13 protein-coding genes and 1 tRNA gene are annotated in these 16904 nt (G+C 24.8%); 3 read left to right on the top strand and 11 right to left on the bottom strand.

Annotated features, from left to right (window positions below; all coding sequences use genetic code 11):
* Window positions 1–99: 99 nt before the first annotated feature.
* Both Q0J90_RS08875 and Q0J90_RS08870 read right to left on the bottom strand, forming a co-directional pair.
* The gene (locus Q0J90_RS08875; RefSeq protein ID WP_297277561.1) at window positions 100–1893 is read right to left on the bottom strand and encodes a HAMP domain-containing sensor histidine kinase; all 1794 of its coding nucleotides are present in this window, start codon (window positions 1891–1893) and stop codon (window positions 100–102) included.
* Window positions 1894–1909: 16 nt separating this feature from the next.
* Window positions 1910–2593 (bottom strand): response regulator transcription factor, encoded by a 684-nt coding sequence (locus tag Q0J90_RS08870; protein WP_028331093.1) that lies wholly within the window; start codon window positions 2591–2593, stop codon window positions 1910–1912.
* Window positions 2594–2804: 211 nt separating this feature from the next.
* On the opposite strand from Q0J90_RS08870, the gene Q0J90_RS08865 reads away from it, so the two are divergent.
* Window positions 2805–3233: a metal-dependent transcriptional regulator gene (locus Q0J90_RS08865; protein ID WP_028331092.1), complete on the top strand. Its 429-nt coding sequence runs from the start codon at window positions 2805–2807 to the stop codon at window positions 3231–3233.
* Between the two features lie 41 nt (window positions 3234–3274).
* Here Q0J90_RS08865 and lysA read toward each other — a convergent pair whose 3' ends face one another.
* The 6 genes from lysA to Q0J90_RS08835 form a co-directional block, all read right to left on the bottom strand.
* On the bottom strand, window positions 3275–4513 hold the full coding sequence (gene lysA / locus Q0J90_RS08860; protein WP_297277560.1) for a diaminopimelate decarboxylase: 1239 nt from the start codon (window positions 4511–4513) through the stop codon (window positions 3275–3277).
* Between the two features lie 18 nt (window positions 4514–4531).
* The gene (locus tag Q0J90_RS08855; RefSeq protein WP_297277559.1) at window positions 4532–5440 is read right to left on the bottom strand and encodes a divergent polysaccharide deacetylase family protein; all 909 of its coding nucleotides are present in this window, start codon (window positions 5438–5440) and stop codon (window positions 4532–4534) included.
* Between the two features lie 58 nt (window positions 5441–5498).
* A complete protein-coding gene (locus tag Q0J90_RS08850) occupies window positions 5499–5786 on the bottom strand; it encodes a hypothetical protein (RefSeq protein ID WP_297277558.1) in 288 nt (95 codons plus the stop codon).
* A gap of 16 nt (window positions 5787–5802) precedes the next feature.
* Window positions 5803–6498 carry a metallophosphoesterase gene (locus tag Q0J90_RS08845; RefSeq protein WP_297277557.1) on the bottom strand — a complete coding sequence of 232 codons (696 nt, stop codon included), beginning with the start codon at window positions 6496–6498 and terminating at the stop codon, window positions 5803–5805.
* Entirely contained in the window at window positions 6499–7671 is a 1173-nt protein-coding gene (locus Q0J90_RS08840; RefSeq protein WP_297277556.1) for an HPr family phosphocarrier protein, read from the bottom strand. It abuts the gene before it with no gap.
* 106 nt (window positions 7672–7777) lie between these two features.
* Window positions 7778–8914 (bottom strand): HPr family phosphocarrier protein, encoded by a 1137-nt coding sequence (locus Q0J90_RS08835; protein ID WP_297277555.1) that lies wholly within the window; start codon window positions 8912–8914, stop codon window positions 7778–7780.
* Window positions 8915–9339: 425 nt separating this feature from the next.
* Here Q0J90_RS08835 and Q0J90_RS08830 point away from each other — a divergent pair, with 425 nt between their 5' ends.
* A complete protein-coding gene (locus Q0J90_RS08830; protein ID WP_297277554.1) occupies window positions 9340–10929 on the top strand; it encodes a helix-turn-helix domain-containing protein in 1590 nt (529 codons plus the stop codon).
* 77 nt (window positions 10930–11006) lie between these two features.
* On the opposite strand, the gene Q0J90_RS08825 is transcribed toward Q0J90_RS08830, so the two are convergent.
* The 3 genes from Q0J90_RS08825 to Q0J90_RS08815 form a co-directional block, all read right to left on the bottom strand.
* A complete protein-coding gene (locus Q0J90_RS08825) occupies window positions 11007–11618 on the bottom strand; it encodes a DUF1318 domain-containing protein (protein ID WP_297277553.1) in 612 nt (203 codons plus the stop codon).
* A 29-nt stretch (window positions 11619–11647) separates the two neighbouring features.
* Window positions 11648–14926 carry an AsmA family protein gene (locus Q0J90_RS08820; RefSeq protein WP_297277552.1) on the bottom strand — a complete coding sequence of 1093 codons (3279 nt, stop codon included), beginning with the start codon at window positions 14924–14926 and terminating at the stop codon, window positions 11648–11650.
* Window positions 14927–14993: 67 nt separating this feature from the next.
* Window positions 14994–16658, bottom strand: a complete 1665-nt coding sequence (locus tag Q0J90_RS08815; protein ID WP_297277551.1) for a peptidase — start codon at window positions 16656–16658, stop codon at window positions 14994–14996.
* 149 nt (window positions 16659–16807) lie between these two features.
* Here Q0J90_RS08815 and Q0J90_RS08810 point away from each other — a divergent pair.
* Window positions 16808–16890 (top strand) — tRNA-Tyr (locus tag Q0J90_RS08810).
* The last annotated feature ends 14 nt before the right edge of the window (window positions 16891–16904 follow it).

Raw genomic sequence — 16904 nt, 5'->3', positions numbered from 1 at the left:
CTTTTGTTTTAATTATCTAACAATTATATAGTATAATAGGGTATTTTTCAATAATGTAAAAATAATTTTTATCAAATTAAAAAATTACTATATAAAATATTATTTTTCTTTAGTTTCTATACTATTTTCTATTTTTTCTTTATTTTCAAGTTTTTCAACATCTTTATATAAATTGAAAACAACTGTCATTTCAGTTCCTACATTCTCTTCGCTTGTTATATGTATATCAGCATTATAATAATTGCAAATATTTTTTACTATTGTTAAACCCAATCCTGTACCTTGAACTTTTAAATATTTGTTATTTTTTACTCTAAAGAATCTCTCAAATATTCTATTTAAATATTGAGGGGCAATACCGCATCCTGTATCTTTTACTGAAAATATAGCTTTAGAATCTTTCTTTTTAAGAGATATTTTTACAATTCCTCCGTCATCAGTGTATTTAATGGCATTATCAACTAAATTATTTACTACTTCCGTAATTTTTTCTTTATTAGCCATTATAATAGCAGATTCTATATCTAAATCTATACTCATATTTCTTTGTTCAGCTTTTATTCTATTGCTTTCAAATACATTTAGTATAACTTCTTTTATATCTAGTTTTTCATCAACTGTTTCTTTCCAATTAGCTTCTATTCTGCTCAATGTAAGCATGTCTATAACAAGGTCTTTCATTCTTAAAGCTTCATTATTTATTCTTTTTATGAAGTCGGCTAAATTTTTACCGCCTCCTGTAGCCATTAAAAGTTCAGAATAACCTAATATTGATGTAAGAGGGGTTTTTAATTCATGCGAAGCATTTATAAAGAAATCCTGCTTTTCTATTTCTACCTTTCTTATATCAGTAACATCTTCAAATTTTATTAAAGCTGATATATTTTCATTGTCAAGTATAGGTATAATACTTATCTCTATATCCATAGTATGTTCTTTAACATCAAATTTAGAAAATCTTTTTAATTCTATTGCATTATTAATTCTTTCCATAACTTCATTGTCTTTAATGACTTCGTTTAAATTTTTAACATTAGAATCAGATATTTCTAATAGATCCATAGTATATTGATTTATGAAAAATATACCCTTATTCTTGTTAACTGCAATAATACCTTGTGCTATATTTTCTAATACATAATTAAGTTTTTCTTTTTCTGTTTGATATCCTATTATATTTTCGTTTAAACTTACAGCAAGCTCATTTATATCATAGAGTATAGTATTAATATCATTATATCCTGTAAGATTTTTAGGTTTTGTTGATTTGTTATTATAAATATTATCCAAAGTTTCTTTTATAATATAGAAAGGAATCATTATATTTCTGCTCATTAAAGGAAGAACTAAAGCCATAATTATAATAACAACACCTATAACCATAACTGCTGTAAATAAGAAACTTATTAAATATTTATTAACGGAATCTATAGGTATTGAAACTCTTAATATATAATCCCTGCTGTCATCAGCTTTTATTTTTTTTGAAGCATATATGTATGGAGTTTTTTGGCTAATAGAAGTAGTTATAGAAAATGCTGGGGCATTTTCTACACTATGCAATGCCTCTATAACATCGCTTCTATTTGTATGATTTCCCATAGGATTTTTTGAGGTATCGGCAAGCGTATCTGCAACTACTACGCCGTTGGTAGAGATAACACTTATTCTTAATTCTTCTTTATCAGATTGAAGTACAAACTTTCTAAAAGCATCTTCTGTTTGTATATCATATAAGTCTATCTCTTTTTCAAGCATTTCTATAATATTAACTATCATTACTTGGCTGTACATGATATTATTATATTGTACAGTAAATAATATACCTATAAACATTAAAGCACTTGATAGTATAAGTATCAATAATGATTTATAAAATATATTCTTAATCATAGTTTCTTAAATATTATTATATTTCTGTTAATTTATAGCCCATGCCTCTGACAGTTATGATATTTTCTTTTTGTAAATCCAATTTCTGTCTAATAGATTTTATATGCATGTCAATAGTTCTAGTTTCCATAGAATGGTCTACACCCCATACTTCTTCAAGCATGGTATCTCTGTCAACTACATTATTAGCGTTTTCCATTAAGAGCTTTAAAAGGTCAAATTCTTTCTGAGTTAATATAACCTGTCTTTCTCCAACAAACACACTTCTTTTCTTTACTATTAATTTTATTTCTCCAAAATTCAACTCTTCAGCATCAAGTCTTACATCTTTCTTCCTTAAATTTGCCTTTATTCTAGCAAGAAGCTCCAATACAGAGAAAGGTTTAGGAATATAATCATCAGCACCTAAATTAAGTCCTGTAACTATATTAATTTCGCTAGCCTTTGCTGTAAGCATGATAACTTTAATAGGAAGATGAGCGTAATCTGTCCTTATTACTTTTAATATTTCTGTTCCTTCTATATCAGGAAGCATAATATCAAGCAATACTAAATTAGGAGTGGCTGTTTTTAATGCAGTGAGCATATCATTACCATTTGAGAAACATTCTATAGTATATCCTGCTTCTTCAACTGTGTATTTGATGAGGTCTCTTATATTATCATCATCTTCTACAGAGTAAATAAGTTCTTTTTCCATAATCAAAACCACCAAGGATAATATATTTTTATTGATACAAATTATATATTTTTTTTACAAATATACAACTATTTATCATAAATATAATAAAAATTCATATTTTGTCAAAATATAATATCAATAATATTTTATTAACTAATTTAATTCAAATTAAGTAAAAATATTTAATTTAAATATTGACTTATAATATTTTTATATTAAAATCACTATTATGAAACAAGAAATAACACCTATATTAGAAAATTATTTAGAAACTATCTACAATTTAGAAGTAGAGAAAAATTTTAAAGAAGCCATTAGAATAACAGATATAGCTGATTTAGTTGGACGTTCTAAAGCTAGTGTTAATACTGCAATTAAAAGTCTTTCAAAATTAGGTCATATAAAACATGAGCATTACGGAGACATAGAACTTACAGAATCAGGCAGAGCAATAGGAAAAGATATAGCTGAAAGGCATGCAATATTTTATTATTTCTTAACTAAAGTATTAAATGTGGATGAGAAAGTTGCAGATGAGGAAGCTTGTTTAATAGAGCATGCTATGAGTAAAGATACTGTACATAAATTTAAAGAATTCTTATGCGGTTATTGTAAAAAAGAAAATATTTTTAACAGAGAGAAAGAGGCTAAAAACTAAATAGAATATATTAAAATTCTATTTAGTTTTATTGCTAAAGATTAAATAATTTCATAAGATATCATTTCTTCAAATGTCTGTGGTTTTCTTATTATATAGTGATTATTCTTATCTATCATTACCTGAGATATCAAAGTTCTTGAATTATAATTGCTTGCCATACTAAATCCGTAAGCACCTGAATCTATTAAAGCAACGTAATCCCCATCTTCTATGGTAGTGCATTCTCTGTCATTTGCAAAAACATCAGAACTTTCACATATAGGTCCTACGAATTGATATTGTTCCTTACCATCTCTTTTTATAAGAGGAACTATTTCATTATGAGCATCATACATAGCAGCTCTTATATAATCATTCATACCGCCGTTTAATATTATATATTTTTTACCCCATTCTTCTTTAACATATTCAACTTTCATTATCAAAGCACCAGCCTCTGCAATAAAGTATCTTCCGGGTTCTGTTGTGATGCTTAATTTCATATCTTTTAATAAATTTATGCTTTCTTTTTTAAACTTTTCAAAATCAAATCCATTTGAGCTTTTATCATATCTTACTCCATATCCTCCGCCTATATCAACAGCCTTTATATTAAAACCAATACTTTTTACTTCTTCTATAAGTCCTTTCATCACTGTTATAGCTTTATTTAATGGGGCAGGATCTAGTATTTGAGAGCCTATATGCATTGAAAGAGAATCTATTTCTATATTATTTAATCCTTTTAGAAAATCTGCATTCTCTTTTATTGTTTTTATGCTTATTCCAAATTTATTTCCATGAACTCCTGTTGTAATTTTTTCATGTGTATGAGCATCAACATTAGGATTAATTCTTATAGAACATTTAACTGTTTTTTTAAGTTCTTTAGCTATAGTATTTATTCTTACAGCTTCAGGTATTGACTCTATATTAAAACGTCTTATTTCTAATTCTATTGCTTTTTTTATCTCTTCTTCTGTTTTTCCAACACCTGAAAATACTACATTTTTAGCATTTCCTCCAGCTTTTATATATTTTAAAATCTCTCCTATAGATACTACATCAGCTCCTATGCCTTCCTGAGCCATTAATTTAAGTATTGATAAATTATTTTCTGCTTTTACAGCATAAGCTATCAATAAATCATCTATATCAGAAAAAACTTCTTTAAAAGTTTTTATTTTTTCAAGAATATTATTTTTTGAGTAAATGTAAAAAGGTGTTTTGTATTCATTAACAATATCAATTAATTTTATATCCTCGCACATAAGAATATTGTCTTTGTAATCAATCATAAATAATCCCTCTAAACTTTAATTTAATATTTCATTTATATTTATGCTTACTATACCTTCTTCTTCAAGCATAGGCAAGTTGTTTTCAAGCATATTTAATGTTTCTATACTTTGATAATGTCCTATACCAATTGCTCCGCCATGTTCTTTTGATAATCTTATCAATTCTCTCCATTGCTTAACTATAGAATCGTAATCTCTTTCATTATCAAGAAATACAGATCTTTTTGCTGTTTTTACACCATATTCAACAGCCATATCGTATATAAGACTTCCAGCAACTGTATAAGAATCAACAAAATATTTATTATTAGCCATAGCATATTCAAGCATATATGAAACTACATCTTTGTTTTTGCTTGCAACGGAACCTGTATGATTATTCATTCCATTGGCATAAGGTACTCTTGAATATGAATAGTCAAGTAATTTGAATATTTCATCTTTATTCATATCTACTCTTATTAATGTTTGTTCTCCAAAATAGTCGCTTCCTTCCATTGGTATATGAAGCATCACATTTACATTGTTGCTATAGGCATAATGTGAAAAATCCATACTGTGAGATGAATCCGGCAAAACAGCAAATGTTATATCATATTGATTAGCCAAATTAAAAAATCTATCAATATAATCCAATGTATTGCCGCTGTCATCTATTATAATACTAATCCAGTTGCTAATTTCTATTGATTTATTTATATTATTTAATACAGGTTCTACTATATTAGGAGAATTTACATCTGCTAAGTGGAATACATCATTTTCTGCGAGCTGTTTTTTTGTTATATTTATATTGTTGTTAGAAGTATTTTTATTGTCAGTATATTCAAAACTAATATTATAATTATTTTTAACTTTAATAAAAGTAAATGAGAATACTGCAATTATAATAATAGAAAGTATAAAAATAAATATATTTTTCATAAAAAAATCATTCTTAATAAAGATATTTAATGATATTACAAATAATAATAAAAGTCAATTATTTATGAACCATATAATCAACGCTTACAACAGCATGTTCATTGCATTTCGGACATTTAGGGTATGATAATTTTTTAAATATTTTATCAAAAAATGATTCTTTTTTATTATTTTTATTTGATTCAATTTTATATATTTCATTACCATTTTCATCTGTTTCAATTTTATTGTCAAAATCTAATGAAACGGATGAGAGACCAGAAGGAGCATGCAGGTTTTTATCAGAAGTAAAAAAATATCCGCAGTTTCTGCATTTATAGTGAAAAGGTGATTTATCTGGAAACATATAAACTCCTTAAAAATTATATATCTAAAACTAATAATTTATTTTGATCTGTATCAAAATGGTCGCTCATATAAATAATATAATTATCTTTTTTTATAGCACTTCCTGGTTTTATTCTATTATGCCCTACAACCTGATTATAACCATTCCAAGCATCATCAAGCAAATCTTGAGTGTCTGACCATAATATGCCTGCAAATTCATTTATACCGCCTCGTCTGAATGAAGCAATATTGCAGTCGTCTTTATCATTTTTATAAACTATATTTACAACATCATAAACATTATTAATATTTATATCTTTTATTTTATATTTGCTTTTTATATAATCAATCCATCCGTTTGTTATGCCTGCATGTGTAAATATATGATCATTTTCTATATGTATAATTTTAAATATATCTGCATTATCATTAAATATCTTATGCATTTCTTTGGCATAACTTTTTCTGTATCTGCTTGCAGTAGGGTAGCCTACTATATATTGAAAATCATGGTTTCCTACTAATAGCTCAACATTATTATTATGATTTTTCTTGAATTCTATTACTTCATTTAAATTATCTATTATTTCATCATCACTGAAAGTAACCCAGCTGTCATCACTATAATCACCCATAAATACAATCTTATCAAAACTATCAAATTTACCTTCAAGCAATTTTTTCCAGCAGTTTTTTCCATGTAAATCACCAATAACAGCAATTTTCATTTATAACCTCCTTATGAGTCTATTTACATACTTATAATCAATATTTAATTTTTTATCGTTATTCTCAAGTACATTAGATACATAAAGCTCCTCAAACTCTTTTTGGAAATAATCTTTAAACTCTTTTATATTATCTAAATATTCTTCATTATGAAAAGGATTATCAATATTGTTTTTCTTTCTATCTTCATAGCTTAATCTTATTTTTTCAATAATATTATCAGTAATGCTTGATTTGATTTCATAAATTTTTCCTATATTTTGGACAATATTAATAATTCTAAAAATATCCATAGTAAGATTAGAAGTATTGGCAATCATATAAATGTCTATAGAATAATCTGCTGACTTTCTTTTATCTTCAAGAACATAGTCTAAACTTTTTATAGATTCCTCTACAAAATTATTATTAATTTCAATATTGTAATCTGTATTAGGCAAACATTCTGCCTCTGCAAGTTTTTTTATGAAAATGGTATCGAATTGATTATAAAAATATTTTTTTACATTGCTTGAAAATAAATAAATATAAAAGTATTTCATTTCTTTTTCTTCTATTATATTTACTAATTTAGATAAAAAATTTTTTAAATCTGTTTCATTTATTGGAATTTCATAATGTGAAGAAAGTTTTTTTATTGAATTGTATATATTATTATTAATAACATCTATAATTGCTGTTTTATCATTATTTTTTATATAAATAATATTATTATCTAAATTTAAAGGTTCTAAATGAATTGAGTCTCTTTTTTCTTTTAATAGTTTTACTTTATTTTCTATATCATTTTTTATAATTTCTTTTTTATCTTCCGCAGTAAAATGCAGTATTTCTTCTTCTAATAATTTATTTTCTTTTGATTCTTCTTCTTTTTCTAATTTTTCAATTTTTTCTAAGCTGTAAAATTCTTTTTTTTCTAATAATTCTTCTATTCTTTTTAAATTATTTTCTCTATCGTTTCCATATACATATAATGTGAATTTATATCCATATTCTATATCAAGCCCCATCATTTTTACAAAAGATTTAGCATTAACTCTTTTTCCGTTTTTATTTTCTATTTCTATTTTATCTTCTATGGTTCTTAAAAAATCAACGATAGAATTAATTATTTTATTATCAGAAGCATAACGGTTTCGGCATTCAAATTCTTTAGATATAAACTCTTCCATAAATTTACCCTTATATTTTATATTACAAAACACTCTTATTATAAATATAATATATATATTGCATTAAATCAATATTTTATGTGTATAAACATATTTATTTTTTTAATTATATGAATCTTTTTATATAATTGAAATCATACTCTATAACTGAAGAATCTTCTCCTATTATGGAAGATATATAGGCATATTCAAATTGTTTTTGGAAATAATTTACTATATTTTCTATTAGTATATTGCCGCTGCTCCCCATTCCGGATAAAAGATTTTCTCCTATAAATTGAGTTATTTTTGAGGCAAATGATATTAAGTCTTCATTGATTAGTTTGTATTCTATTTCATATATTATAAACAAATTAGTAACTATGCTTATTATATTGCTTTTTATATTTGAATAGTTTAAATTTTTTAAATATATATCAGGAATATTAAATGATATTTCTCTTTTATTTTTTAATATATACTCAAATGTTTTAATTGAGTCTTTTATGATTTTATTTATGCATTCAATATCATATTCAGTATATTTTATATATTCTTCATCCATTATCTTTTTTATATAAGCTTTATCAAATTTATTAATAAAGTATTTTTGTATACTATTAAAAAATATATCTTTATAAAAATATTTAATATATTCTAATTTTAAAATGTTTATCATGTCATTTTTTAGTTTTTCTATATAATTATCATGAATAGTTATTTCATAGAATGAGGCTATTTTATTTATTATAGGTAGAATATCACTATCAATAAAATCAAATATTTCTTTCTTTTCATCATTTTTTATATATATGATATTTTTACTATCTGTATATTCAGTATGCTTTACTTCTCTTTTTATTTTTAATAGCTTTATTTTATTTTGTATATTTACTTTTTTACTATCTGGAGTTAAGGATAATATTTCTTTTTCAAGTTCTTTATCATAATCATATATTTTTTGATGTTTTATAATTTCTTCATCTAAAGAAGAAAATTTGTTTTCATACAAAAAATTTTCTATAATATTTAAATTATGTTCTTTATTATCTCCATAACAGTATATAGTAATATTACTATTGTTTTTGGACAGCAAAGCCATTACTTTTAAAAGAGATTTTGCATTTACTTTTTTATTTGAAGCACTATATCCAATTTCTACTTTATCTTCTATATTATTTTTTATAAAATCTACTATAGAGTTTATAATAGAAGGATCTCTTTTATATATAAATTCTTTTGATAAAAAATTGTTATCACTCATTAATTAATTTCCTTAAAAATAAAGAATATTATACAAAAATATTATTATAAATCAAATAATATTATGTTAAAATTATTTGATTTATAATAAAAATTTTTTTATTATAAATTCAAGCTGTTATTTATCTTCAAATATATATTATTAAAAATAAGGAATAATTAGTATATAAAAATATTATAAAAAATATTTATATGTATAATATGATAATAAATTAATTCCATACACAAGTAAATAATATCAATTTAAACAATTATATATTTTAGAATATTTAAACTTAAAAATTCAATTAAAAATGCTATATTCATTTTAAAGATAAATAATAAATAAATAATGCTACATGTATTACATAAAAAATCTTGAAAAAATTTTTCTATTATTATATAATATATAAGAAAACAAAAAAAAATTTATGAACAAAAAGAAATATGATTGATTTTAATTTAAAAGATATTAGAGAAAAAATATTAAAATTGACTCAAAGTCAGTTTGCCAAAATGTTGGGAGTGCGTCAGGATTATATTTCCAGACTTGAGAGAAATGCTAATAATATAACCCTTGATTTGTTGGATAAACTCGCAGAAAATACAGGTCTTAGCATTGATGAATTAACAAAATATAGAAAAAATTCATTTGAAAATGAAAGTTTGGATTTATATGATAATTTTATTGATGTACAAAAGATACTCGATAAAATATCAGAAGAGATTAATTCTGTAGATAAGAAAAATAGCGATAAGATTAATGAACTTATGTCTGATATTTACAGTCAAGTAAATGATACTCTTGATATAATAGTTTATGGAAGATATAGTTCTGGAAAAACATCTTTTATAAACGCTATTTTTGATAAGAATATAGATACTAATCCATATTCTGAAGATACGGATAGTGAAGAATATTATCTTCAAGATGATTCTAAGCTGTTTAGAATTATAGAATATAAAGATAATGTTCTTGATACAAAGAAGTATAGTAATAAAAATATGTTTATTTATCTTTGTGATATAAATGCTTTTTCACAAGAAGATGTTACAAATATAAATGGACTTATTAATTTTGTAGACGATTTTTCAAATATATTTGTCATATTTTCAAAAGCAAATATTTTTGATGAAAATGAACTTGATGGAGTTATAAATAAGAAATTTGAAATACTCAAAAACTTTATATCATCAAGCGACAATATAAACAAAATAGATTATGAATATCTAAGAACTAGATTTTTCCCATTTTCTATTAATAATACGAATTTTGTGAAAGAAATAAAAAGCAAATTTGTTGAAAGTCTTAAATATACATATTATCATAGACTATTAACTAATATTAATTTCTATATTGAAATTATCAATGATAAAAATGAATTCCAAGATAATGACAAAATAGAAACTAATATACAAAAATTAAAAAATAGTGCAAAAGAAATCTTCAATGATATATATAAAAATACTTTGAATATAGATAATATTATTAAAGCTATTGATGAACATAATGTATATAGAAAAAAAGATGATATAAAAGTATTATGTAATAGCATTAATTTAGAATTAGATACTAAATTATATAATACTTTAGCTATAGTAGAAGATGATTTTGCTAATAAAGATACAAACAAATCTGTAATTTCAAAAAATTCTAGTAAAATATGTTTAGCAGCGGCTGCAATTGGCATTGTTCCTTCTTTTGATTTATTAAAATCAAGCGGAATAAAACAAGCAAATATTATAGGGGCATCTTTATATTTTCTGCCTAGCATAGTTTTCATACTTTCCGGATTTATGTCATTTTCAGGTAATTGGAAAAAGACTTTATCTAAAAAGGTTATAAAAGCTTATGAAGAAGAAAATGTAATATCTAAATATAATAAATTTATAGATGAATATTTTAATAACTATATGATGAATTTAAAAGAAATAGATCAGAAGAGAATAGAGTTCTTGAAATATCAAGATGATGCTAAACTATATAAAAATATAAAAACAATACTTGTGAATATATCAAATAATATGGAAAAGTGAATTAATTAAGAATAGCTTAGAAATATTGATAAAGAAAATATAAAAATAAATTTTATATTTTCTTTTTTTATTATTTATTAGTTGTTGGTAGCATTAGTATAAACTAACCAACTATTATCCGGTAATTGATAATAGCTATTTTCAATTAATCTTTGAACATTTCTTCTATACAAAGCACTTTCTACTTCTTTAATATTTGCCATAGTAAGTTTAGGATCTGAAAGTATTAAATATTCTGCTATTTTTCTTCTATCTGTGTTTTCTTTTTCTATTATTCCTTTTATATATTTAACCCTTTCATCACTATATTCTGTTTTAGGTTTTGATACATCAAAAGCTATATATGATAAATAACCGCTGTTATTTTCGCCTATATAATAATTAGTTTTATACAAATTTATTTCATCTTGATTGAACATGCTTCTTATTAATGCCTGTCTATACTCTTGTGCTAATTCATCTGATACATTTGTACTAACCATAATAAGATTTAAATCCTGCTCGCTTGACAATGTTGAAATTTGATAAGCACTTTCATCTATCTGTCTGTATCTTCCCAAAACCTGTGCCTCTATTAAAGTTTTACCCCCTAAAACACGCATTTCTGGTTCCTGCACAAGTATCAGTTTAGAGCAGCCTGTAAATAATATTACAAAAATAGAAATAAATATTATATTATAAATTTTCATTTAAGTTATTCTCCTAATATTATATATTATCAATTACCTTCCAAATATGATATTACATCAGAAAAAGGCATAGGTTCAAGTCCGAATTTATCACCTTCAAATGCTATTAACTGCTGTTTCTGCTGACTTGGTTTGTCTAAGTTTTGATCTCTAAAGTAGAAAGTAGTATATACTTTATTAGCGGATATACTAAATTCCACAGAATTAGGATCATATCCGAATTGAACTATGTTTTCTACAGTTGATATACCTGGGTTAATAGGTCTTATCATTTCTATTAAGAACTTAGAAAATTCTGTTGACATTTTACTTATACCAACGAAGAAAGTAGAAGGTCTTATATTATTTAAAGGACTAACTCCAACACCTGCAATATCAGCAGTAAGATTAACTAATAATTTTTCATCATTAATTTTTTCTCTATTTTCCGGGCTTAATAGATATTTAAAGTTAATATCACTAGCTAAAACTCTCATATCGTATTTTATAGTACTTGTATTAAAGCTTCCTAAATCAACATTAACCCAAGGTAAATGTATAGCACCTCTTCTAGGAGCAGTATTATTTGATATAGATGCTAGGAATAAATCATCATCAAATTTTTCTCCTCCTATATAGAGAGATGATTTTAAATCCTGTATAGTAACTCCGTGTCCCTGTATTTTTACAGAAGAATAAAAATCCATTATTCTTATACTGTCATCAACAAATGGAGGTATTTTTAAGTATACTCTAAGCTGTTCAAAATACATATTTGGCACCTGACTTATAAGAGGCGTATATCTAGCAGCAGTTGAAACTGTTTCATTTTTTGTAGGGGTTAAATCAAAACGGTAATCTATATTAGAAGTAAGACCTTTTAATACTATGGACATTTTGTCAGGTGAATCCATATTAGCAAAAAAATCATCTGTTTTGAATATTCCGTCAGCGATATTGTTTTTTAGATTTCCATTTACATTGAATAATCCTCCTATTTCTATACCAAATGGAAGATATAAATTCTCTGTATCCAAACCTACATCATAGTTTAAATCAGCATTTTTTATTTCAGGAGTGAAATATCCATCAACATATACTTTTAATTTATTAGCAGGACTTTGTAAGTTAAATTCTCTTATATTAGCGTAAAGATTTTCTCCGAAATTAACATCAGCATCAACTTTCATAGTAACATCCTGTAGTTTATATTGCTTTTCTGTTACATAGAATGTACTGAAATTAGTTACAGTTGCAAATGTATTTTCTAAATCTAAACTGTATCCTAAAGCACTCGTCATTTTTACATCATCTTCAAAAGGCAGACTTTCCAAAGCCTCTGCAAATTTTGGAGAAAGCCAATTCTTCATGGCATAAGGAGCTATTCTTAAAGTAGATATATTTACAAAACCGCCTTTTAATCCCATTCCTTCCAAATCAAGATTAGATCTGAAATTTAAGAAATTGTTTAAATCTAAATTTAGTTCAGAAATATTTATTTCCTGAGATAACAAATTAGCATTAGCAAGTACATTTACTTTTGCTGTAGCTGTTGATGAAACCTCTCCTAATAAATTGTAAGAAAAATTATTTATAACACCATTAACTGTTGTTTTTATATCATTTATCATTTCGCCGAAAACATTAACATCCAAGTTAAGCGAACCTCTTGCTAATCCTCCTGAGAAATTAGCAATAGGCAAAGATTTTACTTTTATATTTACATCTGTAGGATCATCAAATTTCACAGCGCCATTAACAATTATATCAGAATTAATATATTTTGTTGATACATTATCTATATAAAGTACAGTATCGCTTTTTTTGTTAGGATCAGTTATGGCTGGAGCTACTGCTAAAGCACCAGTTAAAGATGATAAAGCTCTGAAAGCTACATCTGTATTAGTGAATCTGTACTTTTTCAAAGCAGTTATTCTGTCAATAGTAGTTTTATGTTCTAGTTTTATATCTTCTCTGGACATATTATTAGGATTAAAAGCAAATCCGACTTTAGTTTTTGAGTTCAAATTATTTACGGCTACAATATTTCCCATAGATACATTTATTTTATCTAAAGCTATATTAATAGTATTGGTTAAATTGTTAATGTTGCCGCTTGTTTTATCGGCATCAACATTTACCATACCGCTTACATTTAGCCCTAAAGTAGGTACAAACATAGGTATTAAAGTATTTATTTTATTTAAATCAAGTCTTGCATATAAAGTATCCAAATTAACACCTATATTTTCGCTGAATATATTGTTGGCAGATGCAATAACTTTTAAAATCTCATCATTTAAGAGTTCTGAAGACATATTTTCTATAGACAAGCTTTGTGTTTTTACGTTATATCTTGCAAGCAGATGTGCTGCCACTTGCATATCATCTCTCTTTTTTCCATTATAGCTGAAATAAGGCTCATCTATTTCAAAATCAAATGTTACAATTATTTCATTTTTATCGTATCCTTCTTCTTTTTTAGGATACGATACATCTAAATTGAATAATGGGTTATCATTGAATAAAATACTTCTGTAATTGTAAGCTAAGCTATTGCTTATAAAACTTTTCAAATAAATATCTTTCAAAACCTCAGGGGCTCTTACTCCCATTACTTTTGAAAGAGAAAATCTTTTACTGTGCAAATCCAAATGAAGATTATAATTACTCAAACTTGCTATAAGTCCGTTATTAGGAACATTAGTTAAAAATGATTTGCTGTCAGCTTTGAATGCTAAATTATTTATTCTTATATTTTCTATATCTGCTTTTAGTTTAAGAAAATCTAGCTTTTTTATATCAAATGGTTTTTTATTTGTATCTTCTATTTTTGGTTCTGATGGAGGCAAATCCGGAAGATTCCAGTTGCCGCTTTCATCTGTAAACATGTATACATATAGATTATCAATTGACAGTTCTTGTACATGTAATTTTAAAAAGAATAAAGAAAATAATGAAAATCTTAATCTGAAATTATCTATTTTTATATTCTCTTCATTGTTAAAATTTGAAGAATTATAAAGTATTACATTACTCATTTCTACTTTAGGAAATAGTAAGCCGTAACTAAAGTCCTCTATTTCTAATTTTCTATTCATAGAAGAGTATACTACATCTTGAATAAGGTTTTTTACCCTTTCATTGTTAAAATATATTCTTGCTCCTATAACACCTACAATTAAAACAAAAAGAATTATTAAAGGTATATATCTTTTTTTAAATTTTCTTTTTTTATTTGCTTCTTTATTATTTTGTGTATTATCTGATATAGGCTCAGAAATATTTTTTTCTTTTTTATTAAACAATTTGTTAAAAAACTTCTTCATAATTATATAAAACCAAATATATTTACATAAAGTAGTATATTATAGAATATTTTCTTTATCAATAGTTTTATTCATTATAATAATAATATTCATTGTTATTTTCTTCATTATTTCCATTATTTTCATCAAATCTGTATATATTTTCCTGATTATTGCTGTAATTATTTTCATTATCATTATTATAATAGTAGTATTCAGAATTATAATCTTCCGGTCTTATTATAATAACATTATTGGTGCTGTTGAAGTTGCTTTCGAGATTTTCCTCAAATCCTTCTTCCTGAGTATTATTATTTTCTGTATTCAAATAATTATTGCTGTAATTATAATAATCCATTTCATAAGTATTAGAATCATTATAATATCCGTAATTATAATCACCGCTTATTTCATTAGATATACTCATATTAAATTCGTAATTTCTAGCCTTAGATATTCCTTTCTGCCATTTTTCCTTAGTTAAATCTCTTTCAAATATAAGATAATATCTTCCCTGATCTAAACTTATAATCTGTTCATCATCTGTTTGAGGCATAGTTATAATCTTTCCTAACATTTCATTTGAAATGCTTATATTAACAGCTTGAGAATCTATTAAAAAGTATGATAATTTAACGCTTGATTTTATAGGTATATTGAAATTATAATAATCCTTATCATAAGAATAATCTATTGCACCTTTATATGTCTGATTAAATTCTATAGTTTGTGATTCAGATGGTTTATTATTAGGTTCATGTTCTGTGTATTTATCATAAGGTTTTGCTATAATGCTTACTCTATATGGTATATTAACAACAGCATTGCTTGAAGTTAATATGAAATAATATGACATATAAGGATATAATATAAGCTTATCTACAGTTTCTCCGTCTCCTGTATTATTAATATCTTTTATAGTTATCCAATTTCCTTTTTGATCATATAGTCTTATGCTTGCATCTACTGACGGCACTCCGGAAAGCTCTATGGATATAGAATATGTATTAAAAGAACTGTTTGTTATTTTATATGAATCTATTTCCATATTTTTTAAATCACCGCTTGTTAATGAAGGGTTATATGTTTGGCTATAATATCCATCTATAGTATATAATCTGTTTTCACTATTAACATCTATAATTTGAGAAGATGATATTTTATCATTAGGTTCTTTTTCATCGCTTTCTTTATAATATCTTTTTTGAAGTATCAATATATAATCAATATTTTCTTTAACATTTTCTTTTATAGATATTGAAATATAGTATTTATTTTCACTATTATTAGTATTTTCAAAGTATATGCCTTTCATTATTTGGGTAGAATGTATAGTATTTATATTTTCATTATCATCTTTAGTTAAATCGCTTATATCGTTAACATCATCAGGGTTTATTTTTTCTTCTGTTTCATTTGTATAATCCTGAATATTATTAGTATCAGCAATAATTTCCGGTTCATCTATAATTTTTATTATATTAGTTTGAGAATCATATAAAGTCATTGTAAGAGGGGTGTATGTTGAATTAGAAATATAAAAATCTATTATCTGAGCTTTATCATCAATGGTAAAATAGTAATAATCTGTATTAGTTCCTTCTGTCTGTCCTATTATACCATCTTTATTTATATACTGTGCGGTTTCAAAAGTATTATTTTTTGCTGATTTATTTTCCAGCTTATATTTTCCGCCTTTGCATGATAGAATTAAGATAGCAAATACAAATACAATAACTATATTTTTTTTCATTTTTTATCACCTAAAAATTATAAACTTATCCTATTATTATACATCATTATTAAATAAAAAGATATAAAATAAGTTTTAAAAAAATTAAGTTATGTATTGACATTTTATTTATAATATGTTATTATGCTTTTACGTTTTCAAATTAATATGGGTAGGTGGCCGAGCAGTCAATGGCAGCAGACTGTAAATCTGCCGACGTGAGTCTACGGGGGTGCGAATCCCTCCCTGCCCACATTCTTTTTTACG

The organism is uncultured Brachyspira sp., from assembly GCF_944390595.1.
Lineage (GTDB): Bacteria > Spirochaetota > Brachyspiria > Brachyspirales > Brachyspiraceae > Brachyspira.
Note: the sequence above shows the minus strand (reverse complement) of the source record. Positions and strands in the feature narration are given on the sequence as shown.

Bases quoted from the DNA above. Each gene is read 5' to 3' on its own strand.
- Q0J90_RS08875 (WP_297277561.1), bottom strand. From the start codon at position 1,893: ATGATTAAGAATATATTTTATAAATCATTATTGATACTTATACTATCA.
- Q0J90_RS08870 (WP_028331093.1), bottom strand. From the start codon at position 2,593: ATGGAAAAAGAACTTATTTACTCTGTAGAAGATGATGATAATATAAGA.
- Q0J90_RS08865 (WP_028331092.1), top strand. From the start codon at position 2,805: ATGAAACAAGAAATAACACCTATATTAGAAAATTATTTAGAAACTATC.
- lysA (WP_297277560.1), bottom strand. From the start codon at position 4,513: ATGATTGATTACAAAGACAATATTCTTATGTGCGAGGATATAAAATTA.
- Q0J90_RS08855 (WP_297277559.1), bottom strand. From the start codon at position 5,440: ATGAAAAATATATTTATTTTTATACTTTCTATTATTATAATTGCAGTA.
- Q0J90_RS08850 (WP_297277558.1), bottom strand. From the start codon at position 5,786: ATGTTTCCAGATAAATCACCTTTTCACTATAAATGCAGAAACTGCGGA.
- Q0J90_RS08845 (WP_297277557.1), bottom strand. From the start codon at position 6,498: ATGAAAATTGCTGTTATTGGTGATTTACATGGAAAAAACTGCTGGAAA.
- Q0J90_RS08840 (WP_297277556.1), bottom strand. From the start codon at position 7,671: ATGGAAGAGTTTATATCTAAAGAATTTGAATGCCGAAACCGTTATGCT.
- Q0J90_RS08835 (WP_297277555.1), bottom strand. From the start codon at position 8,914: ATGAGTGATAACAATTTTTTATCAAAAGAATTTATATATAAAAGAGAT.
- Q0J90_RS08830 (WP_297277554.1), top strand. From the start codon at position 9,340: ATGATTGATTTTAATTTAAAAGATATTAGAGAAAAAATATTAAAATTG.
- Q0J90_RS08825 (WP_297277553.1), bottom strand. From the start codon at position 11,618: ATGAAAATTTATAATATAATATTTATTTCTATTTTTGTAATATTATTT.
- Q0J90_RS08820 (WP_297277552.1), bottom strand. From the start codon at position 14,926: ATGAAGAAGTTTTTTAACAAATTGTTTAATAAAAAAGAAAAAAATATT.
- Q0J90_RS08815 (WP_297277551.1), bottom strand. From the start codon at position 16,658: ATGAAAAAAAATATAGTTATTGTATTTGTATTTGCTATCTTAATTCTA.